The organism is Vibrio qingdaonensis, from assembly GCF_026191675.1.
GTDB classification, from domain to species: Bacteria; Pseudomonadota; Gammaproteobacteria; order Enterobacterales; family Vibrionaceae; genus Vibrio; species Vibrio qingdaonensis.
In genome coordinates this window covers 114,777-129,730 of record NZ_JAKRRY010000009.1, presented here as the reverse complement: position 1 = coordinate 129,730, position 14,954 = coordinate 114,777, and the positions used below count along the sequence as shown (strand labels likewise).

20 protein-coding genes and 1 tRNA gene are annotated in these 14,954 nt (G+C 44.3%); 10 read left to right on the top strand and 11 right to left on the bottom strand.

Going from position 1 to position 14,954, the window contains the following annotated elements:
- Positions 1-26 precede the first annotated feature (26 nt).
- From MD535_RS09325 to MD535_RS09310, 4 genes are read right to left on the bottom strand one after another with little or no spacing between them, the layout of a single operon-like run.
- Positions 27-431, bottom strand: a complete 405-nt coding sequence (locus MD535_RS09325; protein ID WP_265674587.1) for a CBS domain-containing protein — start codon at positions 429-431, stop codon at positions 27-29.
- Positions 428-778, bottom strand: a complete 351-nt coding sequence (locus MD535_RS09320; protein ID WP_265674586.1) for a P-II family nitrogen regulator — start codon at positions 776-778, stop codon at positions 428-430. The genes MD535_RS09325 and MD535_RS09320 overlap by 4 nt, the downstream gene beginning before the upstream one ends.
- On the bottom strand, positions 768-1,577 hold the full coding sequence (locus tag MD535_RS09315) for a DUF1538 domain-containing protein (protein ID WP_265674585.1): 810 nt from the start codon (positions 1,575-1,577) through the stop codon (positions 768-770). The genes MD535_RS09320 and MD535_RS09315 overlap by 11 nt, the downstream gene beginning before the upstream one ends.
- Positions 1,574-2,299 (bottom strand): DUF1538 domain-containing protein, encoded by a 726-nt coding sequence (locus MD535_RS09310; RefSeq protein WP_279348245.1) that lies wholly within the window; start codon positions 2,297-2,299, stop codon positions 1,574-1,576. Before MD535_RS09310 ends, MD535_RS09315 begins: the two co-directional genes overlap by 4 nt.
- 313 nt (positions 2,300-2,612) lie before the next feature.
- Between MD535_RS09310 and MD535_RS09305 the strand changes: the two genes are divergently transcribed.
- The gene (locus MD535_RS09305) at positions 2,613-3,527 is read left to right on the top strand and encodes a TIGR01777 family oxidoreductase (protein ID WP_265674583.1); all 915 of its coding nucleotides are present in this window, start codon (positions 2,613-2,615) and stop codon (positions 3,525-3,527) included.
- Between the two features lie 66 nt (positions 3,528-3,593).
- The gene (locus MD535_RS09300; protein WP_265674582.1) at positions 3,594-4,421 is read left to right on the top strand and encodes an SDR family oxidoreductase; all 828 of its coding nucleotides are present in this window, start codon (positions 3,594-3,596) and stop codon (positions 4,419-4,421) included.
- 152 nt (positions 4,422-4,573) lie between these two features.
- Here MD535_RS09300 and MD535_RS09295 read toward each other — a convergent pair whose 3' ends face one another.
- Entirely contained in the window at positions 4,574-4,765 is a 192-nt protein-coding gene (locus MD535_RS09295) for a hypothetical protein (RefSeq protein WP_265674581.1), read from the bottom strand.
- 48 nt (positions 4,766-4,813) lie between these two features.
- On the opposite strand from MD535_RS09295, the gene MD535_RS09290 reads away from it, so the two are divergent.
- The 3 genes from MD535_RS09290 (at position 4,814) to MD535_RS09280 (ending at position 7,206) form a co-directional block, all read left to right on the top strand.
- Entirely contained in the window at positions 4,814-5,668 is an 855-nt protein-coding gene (locus MD535_RS09290) for a co-chaperone YbbN (protein ID WP_265674580.1), read from the top strand.
- A gap of 156 nt (positions 5,669-5,824) precedes the next feature.
- Positions 5,825-6,757, top strand: a complete 933-nt coding sequence (locus MD535_RS09285) for an SPFH domain-containing protein (RefSeq protein ID WP_265674579.1) — start codon at positions 5,825-5,827, stop codon at positions 6,755-6,757.
- Entirely contained in the window at positions 6,754-7,206 is a 453-nt protein-coding gene (locus MD535_RS09280) for an NfeD family protein (protein ID WP_265674578.1), read from the top strand. Before MD535_RS09285 ends, MD535_RS09280 begins: the two co-directional genes overlap by 4 nt.
- An 80-nt stretch (positions 7,207-7,286) precedes the next feature.
- Here the strand turns inward: MD535_RS09280 and MD535_RS09275 are convergent, their stop codons facing one another.
- The 3 genes from MD535_RS09275 to MD535_RS09265 all read right to left on the bottom strand — a co-directional run bounded on the left by MD535_RS09275 (position 7,287) and on the right by MD535_RS09265 (position 9,306).
- Complete coding sequence (locus MD535_RS09275) at positions 7,287-7,613, bottom strand: hypothetical protein (protein WP_265674577.1); 327 nt, start codon at positions 7,611-7,613, stop codon at positions 7,287-7,289.
- Positions 7,614-7,880: 267 nt separating this feature from the next.
- Positions 7,881-9,077, bottom strand: a complete 1,197-nt coding sequence (locus MD535_RS09270; RefSeq protein ID WP_265674576.1) for a DEAD/DEAH box helicase — start codon at positions 9,075-9,077, stop codon at positions 7,881-7,883.
- Between the two features lie 152 nt (positions 9,078-9,229).
- A tRNA-Arg gene (locus MD535_RS09265) sits at positions 9,230-9,306 on the bottom strand.
- Between the two features lie 205 nt (positions 9,307-9,511).
- Between MD535_RS09265 and folD the strand changes: the two genes are divergently transcribed.
- Positions 9,512-10,375, top strand: a complete 864-nt coding sequence (gene folD / locus MD535_RS09260; RefSeq protein ID WP_265674575.1) for a bifunctional methylenetetrahydrofolate dehydrogenase/methenyltetrahydrofolate cyclohydrolase FolD — start codon at positions 9,512-9,514, stop codon at positions 10,373-10,375.
- Positions 10,376-10,610: 235 nt separating this feature from the next.
- The gene (locus tag MD535_RS09255) at positions 10,611-10,862 is read left to right on the top strand and encodes an HPr family phosphocarrier protein (RefSeq protein WP_265674574.1); all 252 of its coding nucleotides are present in this window, start codon (positions 10,611-10,613) and stop codon (positions 10,860-10,862) included.
- Positions 10,863-10,981: 119 nt separating this feature from the next.
- Here the strand turns inward: MD535_RS09255 and MD535_RS09250 are convergent, their stop codons facing one another.
- Together MD535_RS09250 and MD535_RS09245 are read right to left on the bottom strand one after the other, a co-directional pair.
- Entirely contained in the window at positions 10,982-11,959 is a 978-nt protein-coding gene (locus MD535_RS09250) for a lytic murein transglycosylase (protein WP_265674573.1), read from the bottom strand.
- Positions 11,960-11,993: 34 nt separating this feature from the next.
- On the bottom strand, positions 11,994-12,275 hold the full coding sequence (locus MD535_RS09245) for a YcgL domain-containing protein (protein ID WP_265674572.1): 282 nt from the start codon (positions 12,273-12,275) through the stop codon (positions 11,994-11,996).
- A 178-nt stretch (positions 12,276-12,453) separates the two neighbouring features.
- On the opposite strand from MD535_RS09245, the gene minC reads away from it, so the two are divergent.
- Genes minC through minE form a run of 3 tightly spaced genes read left to right on the top strand, consistent with a single transcriptional unit; the run spans position 12,454 to position 14,216 of the window.
- The gene (gene minC, locus MD535_RS09240) at positions 12,454-13,116 is read left to right on the top strand and encodes a septum site-determining protein MinC (RefSeq protein WP_265674571.1); all 663 of its coding nucleotides are present in this window, start codon (positions 12,454-12,456) and stop codon (positions 13,114-13,116) included.
- A gap of 20 nt (positions 13,117-13,136) precedes the next feature.
- The gene (minD, locus tag MD535_RS09235; protein WP_102470797.1) at positions 13,137-13,949 is read left to right on the top strand and encodes a septum site-determining protein MinD; all 813 of its coding nucleotides are present in this window, start codon (positions 13,137-13,139) and stop codon (positions 13,947-13,949) included.
- Between the two features lie 3 nt (positions 13,950-13,952).
- Positions 13,953-14,216: a cell division topological specificity factor MinE gene (minE, locus tag MD535_RS09230; RefSeq protein WP_250618504.1), complete on the top strand. Its 264-nt coding sequence runs from the start codon at positions 13,953-13,955 to the stop codon at positions 14,214-14,216.
- Positions 14,217-14,305: 89 nt separating this feature from the next.
- Here minE and rfaH read toward each other — a convergent pair whose 3' ends face one another.
- On the bottom strand, positions 14,306-14,800 hold the full coding sequence (gene rfaH / locus MD535_RS09225; RefSeq protein ID WP_265674570.1) for a transcription/translation regulatory transformer protein RfaH: 495 nt from the start codon (positions 14,798-14,800) through the stop codon (positions 14,306-14,308).
- Positions 14,801-14,954 lie beyond the last annotated feature (154 nt).

Sequence of the window (14,954 nt, the reverse complement as noted above, 5' to 3'; positions counted from 1 at the left end):
GAGGCTATTGTAACTCAGTTTTGCCGCTATTCCTCACGTGCCATGCCATTCACCACAATATTGTTATAGCTGACCATACCAATAATCTTACCGTCTTCGATAACCGGAGCCCGACTAATGCCAAAGCGTTCAAAGAGGCGAGCACAGTACTTCACATTCATGTTTGGGTCGACTGACAAAGCAGGCTTGGTCATGATTTCGTAGATGTTCGTCCGATGAGAAGAACGATTTTGCGCCAGTACTTTCTTAGCAATATCATTCATCAGTACAATGCCATATTCATCATCATCATGACGCTTACTCACCACCAACGCCTTTACTTGGTGCTCTTTTGCTAACACAATACCTTCGTGAACGGTTTTTAGCCCATCGACCATCACATAGGTATTCGCCATGACATCACGAACGTATATTTTTTGTTGTGAACTCATAATTCATCCTCAACCACTTTGGTTAACGTTTCCATTTGGTGAGCGACACCCACGGCATCTTCAATATCAATTTGAATCGCGATACCCTGCCCTGAGGTTTGATCAAACTCCCCTACTTCACTAATTGTTTCCAGTATTTGTCTCGACAAATGCTCCTCAACCACAAACAGTAATACATCTTTTTGCACCTCTAACGTCAGACCGAAAAAGGTGCGTTTCTTATTTAAACCTTCGCCTCTAGCGTTGTTGATCACCGTTGCTCCGGTCGCACCAGCTTCCCTTGCTGCATCGAGCACTACGTCTGTTTTGCTGTCCTCAACAAACGCAAGCAGTAACTTAAAGCGCATTATCATTCTCCTTTTCGATCGAGCCAACCGTGTTCGCATGTTGATTCAACCAGTGAGTAATTTGTGCATAGGCCATGACAGAAATAATGGGAAACAGACTCGCGAATGCGATCAACCCGAAGCCATCAATCATAGGGTTTCTTCCCGGTACGGTTGAAGCGAGCCCTAAGCCTAATGCGGTCACCAAAGGTACGGTTACCGTTGATGTTGTTACCCCCCCTGAGTCATAAGCAAGAGGGACGATCAATTTTGGCGCGTAGAATGTTTGTACCACCACTAGAATGTAACCTGCGATGATGTAGTAATGGATAGGGTCTCCCACCACAATTCTATAGCTACCTAAAGAAATGCCTATTGCCACCCCCAACGCGACTGAGATCCTCAGGCCATTAACCGAAATGGAGCCTGCCGACACTTGGTTGGCTTTTATCGCAACAGCAAGTAAAGAGGGCTCTGCTATCGTGGTACTAAAACCGATACAAAACGCAAAAAGATACACCCAATAATAATCAAACCACTCTAGCGAGTGACCGATCGATAGCTTTACATCAATAAGAAAGTCGGGGGCTGTGAGTTGCATTGCCATCGTTTCCCCAAGCGGAAAAAGCGCTTTTTCTAAGCCGATAAGAAATAAACTTAAGCCAACAATCACGTAGACAAAGCCGACAGCTACGCGCAGTGGATGAGCAATCGGTTTTCTCAATACTGCAAACTGAAAACCAAAAATGATCACAATAATTGGGGTCACATCTCGGACCGTGAAAAATAAAGTTTGTAACAACTCTGAGATAAAACTCATGCCATCACCATCCCATAGACCATGACAAACATCATAGGTAGTAGCGATGCAAATGCGATTAATCCAAAGCCATCTAGCATGGGGTTTCGCCCCTTAATCGTACTCGCGAGCCCCACTCCCAGTGCGGTCACCAAGGGGACAGTAATGGTTGAAGTCGTGACGCCTCCAGAATCATACGCCACACCAATAATGTATTCTGGGGCAAACCCTGTTAACACTACAACACCTATGTAACCACCAATAATTATCCAATGAATTGGCCAACCTTTGAGTATTCGAATAACGCCAAGAACAATCGCAAGCCCCACCGAAAAGGCAACCGATAGACGTAAGCCCATCGCATAGCTCTGCATTGATTCTTCGGTTAACGCTATCATGCCCCCTTCCGCAGCCACCTCTGCTGCTTCCGCGGAGACTGCTGTTAATGCGGGTTCAGCGATCGTCGTGCCAAACCCTAAACAAAATGCAAATAGCACTAACCAAAAAACACTGCCTTTTCTGGCAAAAGCCTGCGCCATGGATTCCCCAATAGGAAATAGCCCCATCTCGAGACCAAAAACAAAGAAAGTCAGTCCCAACACCACCAGAAACAAACCAAAAAGAATCGATAACACATTAGGAAGCGGCTCTTGGAGCACGACAAGTTGAAAGAAAAGCACCACAATGATAATGGGCATTAAATCTTTCAAACTGCTCAACATGGCATGTATGAGGGCTTTCATTCCTTGCACGTATTTCTCCCGTACCTCATATTGTCACTTTAGAATGGCAAAGAAATTTGTAAGAAGATGTGACAATTACAGCATCCATGCAACCTAACCAGAGTTACTTACCATTCTGTGATCTCCACCATTTAACCATGTTCGTTATTAGAGTTAGTCCATAACGCAATTTCATTGCTATATTTACGTAATGGCGTCAAATCATTTACCTATAGTCAAATTACCGACTCTGCTTACTTGGGGAACAAACGTCGCAACACATTGACGAAAAAGTAAAAGACTTAATGGTTAACAAGTAATTAAGGGAGCTCGAATGCATCTGTTAGTGACCGGTGGTACTGGATTTATCGGTAAAGAACTACTTAAACACCTCACCACACACACGGTTACCGTGATCAGTCGTGATATTGAAGCAGCGAAATCGACACTCCAGCATACCGATGTTGGAAACATTACTTACTTATCCACTCTCGATACTTTTGACGACCTCAACGCATTTGATGGTGTCATTAATCTTGCAGGAGAACCCATTGCGGATAAGCGCTGGAGCCAACATCAGAAAAAAATCATCTGCGATAGCCGTTGGAAAACCACTGAAACGATCGTCACTCTTATTCACGCAAGTACCGAACCACCCAGTGTTGTCATTAGCGGCTCTGCCGTGGGCTATTACGGCGACCAACAATCCCATCCTTTCGACGAAAGCTTACAGGTGCATCAAAACTCGTTTGCTCACAACGTGTGTGAGAAATGGGAAGCTATTGCAATGAGAGCGCAATCAGAGCGGACACGGGTTTGTCTATTACGCACCGGTGTTGTATTGGGGGACAATGGCGGCGCACTACACAAAATGTTACTTCCATACAAACTAGGGCTTGGTGGCCCAATTGGTCATGGTAAGCAGTATCTACCATGGATCCATATCCTCGACATGGTAAGAGGTATCGTCACCTTACTCGACACCCCCCATGCACAAGGCCCTTACAATTTTTGCGCACCCCACGCGGTTTCTAACGCGTTATTTAGCCGAATATTAGCAAGAACCCTAAAACGCCCTCACTTGTTAATGACCCCTACATGGCTCATAAAAGTACTCATGGGAGAGTCATCATGCTTGTTACTAGACAGTGTCAGAGCAAAACCTAAACGCTTAACTGAAATAGGGTTTAACTTTTCTTTTCCCCATGTTGAGCCCGCTTTAAAGAATATTTTAATTAAAAGTCGATAACACTTGTCTCGACCTGCCTCTAGTCGCTATGGTTAGCTCTCTGAAGGACTAAGGCGTTAATGTTAAATGAAAAAGGCTATACTAATCACAGGTTGCTCCAGCGGTATTGGCTATACTGCCGCGCATGCACTCAATCAACGCGGCTATCATGTCATTGCATCATGTCGCTCCTCATCGGACGTAAAACGCCTGCAAAGCGAAGGGTTAACCTGTATTCAGCTGGATCTTACTGACACAAAGAGTATTCAACTTGGTGTGCAAAAGACCCTCGCACTTTGTGAAGGCAGATTGTATGGTTTATTCAATAATGGCGCCTATGGGCAACCGGGAGCATTAGAAGACCTTCCGACTGACGGACTCAGAGCTCAATTTGAGGCTAATTTCTTTGGTTGGCATGAACTAGTACGACTTATCTTACCGATTATGCGTCAGCAAAATGAAGGTCGTATCATTCAAAATAGTTCCGTTCTTGGTTTCGCTGCGATGAAATATCGTGGGGCCTATAACGCCTCTAAATTCGCACTGGAAGGATGGACAGACACATTGCGTTTAGAGCTACACTCATCCAACGTACGTATAGCCTTAATTGAACCCGGCCCTATCGAAACACAATTTCGAAGCAATGCTAAAATGGCTTTTCTTAAATGGATCAACGTCGAAGCTAGTATCCATAAAAACGAGTATCAAAAGCAGCTGCAGCGTCTTTCGGTCACAGAATCAAACAACCAATTTACGCTACCTCCAGAGTCCTGTTTGCCAGCATTGATTCATGCCCTTGAGTCCACGCGTCCTAAACTCAGATACCGAGTCACAACGCCGACAAAGATCTTTGCGATACTAAAAAGGCTACTACCGGGCAAGTGGCTTGACCCAATTTTGCGAAAAGCTGCATAGAATTCGCTCATTTGTAATTTTAATGTCACAAAGTATCGATATATTACTCAATATAGGCTCGCAGCAATCGGTTTTATTGCTACGACTTTCTAAAAAGGATCAATAACGATCCTACAACTTGCAGTGATTAATCTGGATACGACAACATGACGTTAAATCAGCTTAACTGGGTCGCTGTGGGGGTGACGCTCGCCTATTTTGTTTGGTTTTAACTCCCCCAAACAGCCGATACCGAAAACACCATAAACACCGTGCTGAAAAGCGCGGTGTTTTGGTTTCTGCACCACGCTTACTTTCTTTATAACCTTGAATTGCTTTACACCCTTGAATTTCTGCTCTTTCATACCAATCTTGCTTGTAGAACTAACGTGAATACAAACAAGGACTATTGGATGCAACCTCCGTATATTGTTGATCTGAATGAGCAAAATTTTCGCCAAGTATTAGAAGGCTCTATGAGCACGCCAGTACTCATTCATTTCTGGGCGCCGATGAGTGAAGAAAGCGTTCAAATGATCCCATCATTAAAAGCATTAACAGAACAATACAGCGGTGCTTTTACCCTAGCCCTATTGAACTGCGAAGAACAGCAAGCTATTGCTGGTCAATTTGGCGTACAAACACTGCCGACGATCGCGTTATTCGTCAATGGTCAGCCGGTAGACGGACTAGGTGGTCCCCAGCCTCTTGAAGCCATCACAGCCATGTTAGCGAAACACCTACCAAGCCAAGATGAACTGACAGCACAAAAAGCGCTAGAACTGACTCAGCAAGACGCGCATGCCGAAGCTCTAACTCTCTTTGCGACTTTGTCAGAAGAATACCAAAGCAAGGGTGAAATTAAGCTCGCAAGAGCAAACAGTTTATTAGAAACCAATCAATTCGACCTCGCTGAAGCGATGCTAGACAGCATTCCGCTAGAATATAAAGACAATTACTATAAAACGTTAGTATCTAAGCTTGACCTGCACAAGCAAGCCGCCGACAGTCCAGAAATTCAATCATTAGAAGCCGCTCTACACGCTTCCCCTAGCGAACTTAAAATCGTTGCAGAACTGGCCCTGCAATACCATCAAGTTGGTCGAGATGAAGAAGCTCTTGAGCTACTTTGGGGCCATGTTAGCCGCGATCTCAATGCGTTAGATGGAGAGCTAAAGAAGACCTTCATGGACATCCTCTCAGCTCTAGGACAAGGTAATCCAATCGCTGGTAAATATCGCCGACAACTCTACTCCCTGCTCTACTGATCAAACAAAAGGGAGGGAAAACCTCCCTTTTTAATAACCTTCTGATATTATTTACAATTTAGTCATTTCCTTCGATACACAGCAATACACTATTCTATTTGCGCTCACGTTAATATTGATCCAGAATGGATTAAATTTTATACAAGGAGTTAGCTCATGGCTATTGATGCAATGGTTACTATTGGTGGTTTTATCCTCGTCGCAATCGTATTTTTAGTTGCTGGGGTTAAAACTGTATCACAGGGCGATAACTGGACTGTCGAACGTTTTGGACGCTACACCCATACCCTTAGACCGGGGCTGAACCTCATCATTCCATTTGTTGATTCCATTGGTAATAAAGTCAATATGATGGAGCGCGTACTGGATATCCCGCCACAAGAAGTCATCAGTAAAGATAATGCCAATGTGGTGATCGATGCCGTCTGCTTTGTGCAAGTCATCGACGCGGCCAAAGCCGCCTATGAGATCACTGATCTTGAACATGCTATTCGCAATCTTACTCTCACCAATATGCGTACTGTACTTGGCTCAATGGAGCTTGATGAAATGCTCAGCCAGCGTGACTCCATAAATACTAAGTTGCTTGCTATCGTTGATGAGGCAACCAACTCGTGGGGGGTAAAAGTCACCCGTATCGAAATACGTGATGTTCAGCCACCAGCCGATCTCACCGCTGCGATGAATGCTCAAATGAAAGCCGAACGAAACAAGCGTGCTGAAGTTTTAGAAGCGGAAGGGGTAAGACAGGCTCAGATTTTACGTGCAGAGGGACATAAGCAATCCGAAATCTTAAAAGCGGAAGGTGAGAAGCAAGCTGCTATACTTCAAGCAGAAGCGCGAGAAAGAGCCGCTGAAGCGGAAGCTAAAGCCACTGAAATGGTTTCAAAAGCTATCGCCCAAGGCGATATGCAAGCGGTTAACTACTTTATCGCGCAAGGCTATACTGATGCTCTAAAGTCAATTGGCCAAGCCGAAAATGGCAAGATCATTATGCTACCACTTGAAGCTACAGGTCTAATGGGGTCAGTCGCTGGCATCGCGGAAATGTTTAATCAATCCAAAGCTGATAACAAGGAAAAAGCGTGATTGAGCTACTAAACCAAGTTAACTACTGGCACTGGCTCGCATTTGGGTTACTTCTCTTATGTGGGGAGCTACTCGGCACCGCTGGCTATTTATTGTGGCTTGGGATCTCTGCTATGTTGGTTGGCATCATTGTCGCCTTTCTTCCTATCAGTTGGCAGCTACAATGGATAAGCTTTGGCGTATTCGCCCTTGTGCTCACATGGCTATGGTGGCGAAAACAGCATAAGACTGACACACGTTCAGACAACAGCAGAGTGCTAAACCAAAAAGATAAGCAGCTGATCGGTCAAACCGCCGTGTTAGATCACGATATCACTAAAGGCAAGTGCCGAATTAATCTTGGGGACACGTCTTGGACCGCCTATAGCGATGAACCCATAGCGTCAGGGTCATTAGTACGAGTCATTGATGTCGATGGCATTACACTTTTGATCGAAAAGGCGGATTAAACGTTCGAAACAGCAGCGCAAGTGCTATTGCGAAAATACTATTGCGAAAATGCAAATTTTAAGCAGCTCAATCGAGCTGCTTATTCTTTCTCTATCATTTGAAAATTAAAGGTTTTCCCCTTTGACATTAAGGTGTTCAATGTCTGGCCAACGCAGTTATTTTTACTGTGCTTGTGACTCGCACTCACCAACCCTTTACGATCGATCTTGACGCCTTGCTTTCCATCCATACTGCGATAATACACAATCCGGTTTTGATCCTGATATTCAGCAAATAAAGTAATTGAGCCGTTGCGATAAGGCTTACCGACTTCACACACCACCACATCAGGAAAGCCATCAAATACCTCAGCACTTGCCGTAAAAGCTAAGCAAATCGCCCACAATCCCCACCAGCGTCTTGCCATGATAGTCCTCTCATCCAATGTAGCCATAAATTAATACGCGAGCCCTTACCAGCCAGCGTTTTAATAACCTAGTATAATTTCAGCATGTAGTTAGGATAATTATTAAGTAGTTAGGATAATTATTGAGTCGTTAGGATAATGAATTACACGATTCTCCAAACGTAAAAAAGCCTCTAATGAAACACTAGAGGCTATGGGTCATCTGTTATCGTTTATCGCTGACTGTGATTCGCTTACTGTTAGTCGTTCAGCGCTACGATGATTGGATTACCGCTCTTCGCTATTACGCTTATGCTTTGGTACATAATTTAAAATCGAAATCGGCACTGGTTTACGAGGTTCAAAACCTTCAATCTCCACGCGCTCAAGCAAGTGCCCTAATCGACTTTCGATCATGCATAAATTCTTAAAGTTGTCTTTCGATACTAAAGATACCGCCTCGCCCGCTGCTTCTGCTCGCCCTGTACGACCAATTCGATGCACGTACTCATCTGCCGGGAATGGTAAGTCATAGTTAATCACAACCGGTAAGTTTTCAATATCGATACCACGCGCAGCAACCCCTGTTGACACCAAGTATTGAATATTCCCAGCCTTAAAATCTTCAATCAGCTGCTGACGCACTTTTTGGTTACGACCACTATGGAACGCTTCCGCTTGAATTCCGCGCTTCTCAAGTTGACTCACTAGTTTTGCAGCACCGTGCTTCGTCTCAATAAAAATCAATGCCTGAGACCATGAATTCTCTGTTAATAGATGGCTTAACAATGATGACTTAATATCTTTATCAACCGTCACTATCCATTGCTTAATATTCCCCTTAGAGGCGCTGTGCTTAGCAATACTGATCTCAGATGGGTTATCAATCGCACTGCGGGCCAACTCTCGGACAGGGTTGGACAGCGTAGCGGAAAACAGCAGTGTTTGTGCGTCTTCTGGCACTCGAGCAATAATCTTGTTAATCGCTTCAATGAAGCCCATATCAAGCATTTTGTCAGCTTCGTCCAATACCAAGCATTCCACTTCATCAAAGTGAATAGCATGTTGACCATAAAGGTCTAACAACCTGCCAGGTGTTGCCACTACAATATCAATACCATCAATTAATGCTTGCTTCTGTGGTGCATAATCAACTCCACCATACATCGCCATGGATTTTAGCGACAATTCTTGACCGTACGTTTCAATACTTTGGTGAACTTGTTGCGCGAGCTCCCGTGTCGGAGTCAAAATAAGCGCTCTTGCCCGCTTCTTACGCTGGGTTTCCGCTCGACTTAATTTTTCTAGAATTGGTAAAACGAAGCTCGCCGTTTTACCGGTACCAGTTTGCGCCGCAGCAAGTAGGTTGTCGCCGTTTAAAATGAGGGGAATGGCTTTATTCTGAATAGTGGTAGGCTTATCGTACCCTACTTTTTCAATCGCATTCAGTAATGGGGCACTGAGCCCAAGTTTAGTAAACGGCATAAAGAGTCTCTCACATTGTCGATGACGCGCTAGTAATAACGCGTGATGAATGACGCGCAATAAGGTGATGATAGTGTAGCAGATACGATATATATCGCAGAAAAAGCAAAACCCCTGATAACTCAAGGAGCTATCAGGGGTTTCTTAATAAATGGCGCGCCCTGTAGGATTCGAACCTACGACCACATCCTTAGAAGGGACGTGCTCTATCCAGCTGAGCTAAGGGCGCGCTACAGGGAAAGGATTATACGAGATGAACTCGGTAAATCAATGGCTTTCTTACTCTTTGTGATTCAAATGCCCAAAAAAACCACAACCTATCAGTCAATGGTGATATTTCAAACGAGGCAAACGTTTGCTTTCTGGCTTTTGAAATACTTTTCTGGGACAATACACACAAAAATAACAGCCAATTAACTTTCTCAAGGAAAATTATGACTGCTCAAAACATCGATGGGAAACTTATTTCTCAAACTGTCCGCTCTGAAGTCGCTGCACGAGTAAAAGCACGTACCGACGCTGGCCTTAGGGCGCCGGGCTTAGCGGTTGTTCTGGTAGGTGAAGATCCTGCCTCACAAGTTTACGTCGGAAGTAAGCGCAGAGCGTGTGAAGAAGTGGGATTTGTTTCTAAGTCTTATGATCTGCCTGCAAACGCAAACCAAGATGAGTTATTAAGCCTTGTAGATACCCTTAATAACGACCCTGAAGTAGATGGTATTTTAGTGCAATTGCCCCTCCCCGCAGGCATTGACGACACGCTTATTCTTGAGCGCATCATCCCAGAGAAAGACGTTGATGGTTTCCACCCCTACAATGTAGGTCGACTCGCTCAACGTATGCCTAAACTACGCTCTTGCACACCAAAAGGTATTATTACCCTATTGGATCGCTATAACATCCCAATGCGTGGCAAACATGCTGTCGTCGTTGGTGCATCTAATATCGTCGGCCGCCCTATGACACTTGAGCTTCTACTTGCTGGCTGCACCACGACGACATGTCATCGCTTCACTAAAGATCTAGAAGGTCATGTTCGTCAAGCCGATATCGTCGTAGTTGCCGTTGGTAAACCTAACTTCATTCCGGGTAACTGGATCAAGAAAGGCGCTGTCGTTGTCGATGTGGGTATCAACCGAATGGACGATGGCAAATTAGTTGGCGATGTGGAATATGATGTAGCAAAAAACAACGCCAGCTTTATCACCCCCGTCCCAGGTGGTGTTGGCCCCATGACCGTGGCAAGTTTGATTGAAAACACCATGATTGCCTGCGAGCAGTTCCACACAGCTAAAAAGTAACGCGCTACTTTTCAAATCTTCGATTACGCTAACACCTCAATTTGAGACATCAAGTTGAGGTGTTTTTATTTTTAACGCATATAAATCAATACAATAATTAATACTGGTTCTCATTTTTTCCCAATATACGTTTTGACAATTGGCATTTTGCACTTAGGTCACGGTTTTTCGACAGGTGCTCAGATAAAACTAGACCAAGATAAGAAATAACAATGAATCATGAGGATAAGACACTATGTACAAAAAGAGTGCCACGATTACTGCCGAAAGCGGCCTTCATACACGTCCTGCCGCCCTATTCGTTAAAGAAGCAAAAAAGTATGCGGAAGACGTAGAGCTTATCTCGCAAGGCAAAAGTGCCACCGCAAAGAATCTCTTCAAAATCCAAACATTAAACTTGGTAAAAGGGACAGAAGTGACCGTTCAGTCCTCAAATCGCCAAGCGGTTGACGAACTCACTCGTTTTTTAGAAGGCGTAACTGGCTAGATAACGCCATTGGAGAAGAGTAGATAGGATACCGAAACAGATAATAGAAAGGCCTTAAGATAAAGATTCTTAAGGCCCTTTTTGTCGAATGTTTCTCTTCAATACAAAACTAAAGCGTACTAATCCATTGCAATTCGGTCAGCTAAATGACTAACCGCAAGCGCAAAATAATACGAACGGTTCCACTTCATCAGTACATTGTAATTGTTATAAACCAAGTACACGCGACCATTTTCGTCATCGGGCATAATTAGCCATGCTTTAATGTCCTCATCTAGCTGTGGCAGTGGACGACCATCATAACGAGTGACGCCAAGTTTACTCCATTCTTGAAGATACTTACCTTTGGCTGCCTCTCGCCCTTGTAGCTCGGGTGAAATACCGTGAGGGACTTTAACTTGGCGTCCCCATGTATAACTGTCATCCCATCCCGACTGGGCAAGATAATTGGCGGTCGACGCAAAAACATCGGCTTCTGAGTTCCAAATATCCTTTTTCCCATCACCGTTACCATCGGCCGCAAAGTTTAAGAAAGAGCTCGGCATGAACTGACTCTGCCCCATTGCCCCCGCCCATGAGCCTTTCATTTTATCTGGGGCAATATGTCCTTGCTCCAAAATAGTCAACGCTGCGAGTGCTTCTTTACGGAAAAAGGCTTCACGTCGCCCTTCATAAGCTAAGGTCGACAACGCATCAATAACTCGATAATTGCCTGTAAAGGTACCAAAATTGCTCTCTACGCCCCAAAGCGCGACGATAAAGCGAGACTGAACACCATATTCATCCGCGACTTGTTGAAGTTCAGCGTAGTATTTTTGGTGCAATTCTTTGGCTTTTTTGACTTTCCAGTCTGGCACCGCTCGCGGTATGTACTCGTCTAGTGTTAGCTTTTTCTCTGGTTGATTTCGATCGGCAGTCACCGCCCTCGGCTTAAACTCTACGCCTTGGAATGCTTCTGTTAAGATCTGTTGCGAGATACCTAACGACTTTGCTTCTTGCTTTAAGCCTTCAACGTACTCTTCAAAGCTGCCTTTTTCTGATGCGAGTACGCTCGCAGATAAGCTGACGCCTAACACAACTGATAACATTCTTTTCAAAGTGCCCTCCCTAGAGCGTCTTCACCGATTTGTCTTATTGTTTTTTCTGCGCCTTTTTTTGCTCTTTATACGTTTCGAGCAAGTTCTCTTGCGGTGGTGGTAACTGTAAGAAAAAACCCTCATTTTGTAATGACTGTTTAACGATATCGACATCCACCTGAGCAAGCGTTCGGCCATCCAATTTTACAACCATAACTAACGTCGGTTTTCCGAACATTTCAAGTAAGGCGTCAGGAACCTGTGAAAAGTCATCTTTCTTAGTGATATAGAGGTAAGCCCCTTGCTTTTTTGCACTTTTATAAATTGAACAAAGCATGATATGTCTCTTTTGTCACCGCTGTTTTTGTTGAAAAAAAGGCGATGCAGGTTGTTTAATCGAAAATGAGAGTAAATTATCTATTTGGGAGCAAGATAGCTTGCTGTCTTTAGTGTTGAAATATAACATGATTAGCCTAACCTAAAGCAATGTCATTGGCACAAGGATTTGATCATTAATGTCACCATCCCCTGATTTGAAAGGCAGTAGCTTCACCTTATCGGTGTTGCATCTTTCTGACAACGATGTGTCTAAAGCCGTTCACTTTTTAAAAGAAAAAGTGAATCAAGCTCCAACTTTTTTTGCTGCGGCACCCGTTGTCTTGAATATCAGCCAAGTCCACGAAGATATCGTGTTTCTCGACCTAAAACTAGGTATTGAAGAAGCCGGAATGATCCCTGTAGGTGTGACGGGGTGTAAAGATAAACGTACCCAAAATCTAGCATCTGACGCTGGATTTGCCATTATGACGGCAAGTAAAACGCCAGCCAAAGCGCCGGCAAAAATGGAGCCGACCAAAATAATTCGTACTCCCGTGCGCTCCGGCCAACAAGTTTATGCCAAAAATGGCGACTTGGTGATTTTAAGCCACGTAAGTGCCGGTGCTGAAGTGATTGCTGACGGTACTATTCATATTCATGGCACACTCCGAGGACGCGCGATTGCAGGCGCTAGCGGCTCCACCGACGCAAAAATCCTCTGTCACGATTTACAAGCTGAGCTAGTTTCCATCGCTGGTAACTACTGGCTGAGCGACCAGATTGAAAGTGAATACTGGGGGAAAAAAGTTATGTTTGGTATGACAGACGACAGCCTCAGATTTGACATTCTCACGATATAGAAATTAAGGAAGTAAGAATAATGGCCCGCATTATTGTTGTAACATCAGGAAAAGGTGGCGTAGGTAAAACTACCTCTAGCGCTGCTATCGCCTCTGGTCTTGCGTTAAAAGGTAAGAAAACGGCAGTGATTGATTTTGATATTGGTTTGCGTAACCTCGATCTAATCATGGGCTGTGAACGTCGCGTTGTTTATGACTTCGTCAATGTCATCAATGGTGAAGCGACCTTAAATCAAGCGTTAATCAAAGATAAGCGCACAGATAACCTCTTTATTCTTCCTGCTTCACAAACTCGCGATAAAGATGCGCTAACACGTGATGGCGTGCGTCGCGTACTGGACGATCTTGATGAGATGGGCTTTGACTTTGTTATCTGTGATTCACCCGCAGGTATTGAACAAGGTGCACTAATGGCGTTGTATTTCGCCGATGAAGCCATTGTAACTACCAACCCAGAAGTCTCTTCTGTGCGAGATTCAGATCGAATCCTTGGCATTCTCGACTCGAAATCAAGACGAGCAGAAGAAAGCCTAGAGCCTGTAAAACAACACCTACTGTTAACTCGTTACAACCCAACACGTGTCAACCAGGGTGAAATGCTGTCGGTTGAAGATGTTGAAGAAATTTTACACATCTCTTTACTTGGTGTAATTCCAGAAAGCCAAGCGGTATTGAACGCCTCAAACAAAGGGGTACCGGTAATTTTCGACAATGAGTCAGACGCCGGATTGGCTTACAATGACACGGTTGAGCGCTTATTAGGAGAGCAGGTGGACTTCCGCTTCCTAACCGAGCAGAAGAAAGGTATTTTCAAACGTCTATTTGGGGGTTAATGCATGTCACTACTTGAATTTTTCCGCCCACAGAAGAAAAACTCGGCAAATCTTGCCAAAGAACGACTGCAAATCATTGTCGCTGAACGCCGCAGTGAAGGGTCGCCATCGCCCTCTTATTTACCGCAGTTGAAAGAAGACATTCTGAAGGTCATTGCTAAATACGTCGACGTGGATCCATCAATGGTCGACCTTTCATTTGAGCATAAAGATGACGATATCTCCGTACTCGAATTGAATGTTCAATTACCCGAAGATGAAAGGTAAGAGCGCTTTAGTCTAAATTAGCTCTTCGACTCACCTTCGAAAGTGAAGGCTCAATCATTGTAGATTGAGCCTTCAAAACCATTCCTGCCTTATAGATCCAGATCTTTATTATCAATACTCACCGGAACCGGCTTATTAATTAGATTAACCAACATAATCGAACGCGTATCGCCATCCTTCTCTTGAAAGATCGCATCAATACCTGCGAATTGACCCGCCGTTACTCGCACTTTTTGCCCGACATCGGGAAGTGCACCGTCTTCCGCCTCTACATGCGAATACACTGCTTGCTGAAGCTCAAACACCAAATCCCCTTGCACCTCGGTTGGCTGGGCACCAAAGCGAATAAAGTCAACCACGCCTCGCGTTGAACGTATTGTGGTAAAAGAAGGGCCTGCTTCAAAATCAAACTGAATAAAAATGTACGAAGGAAACAGCGGCTCTTTGACTTTTTGCCTTTTTCCTCGTCGAATTCTTTCCACTTCAACTTCTGGGTAAAAGCATTGTAAGCCTTGATTCTCTAGATGGAGCTTTGCTCTCGCTTGCTCACCGCGCTTACAATACAGTAAATACCAACGTTTCATTGTGTTCACTTAGCCTTAATTATTATAGTTCGCCTGCACTAACTGCCTTACATCGTACCACAAAGGCAACTTTTCCTAATAGGTAGTAGGGAGCTTCTTACAGCGCTTTATAGACAAAACAGTCACTTCCAATGCAATAAAAGTGAAAAGTTAG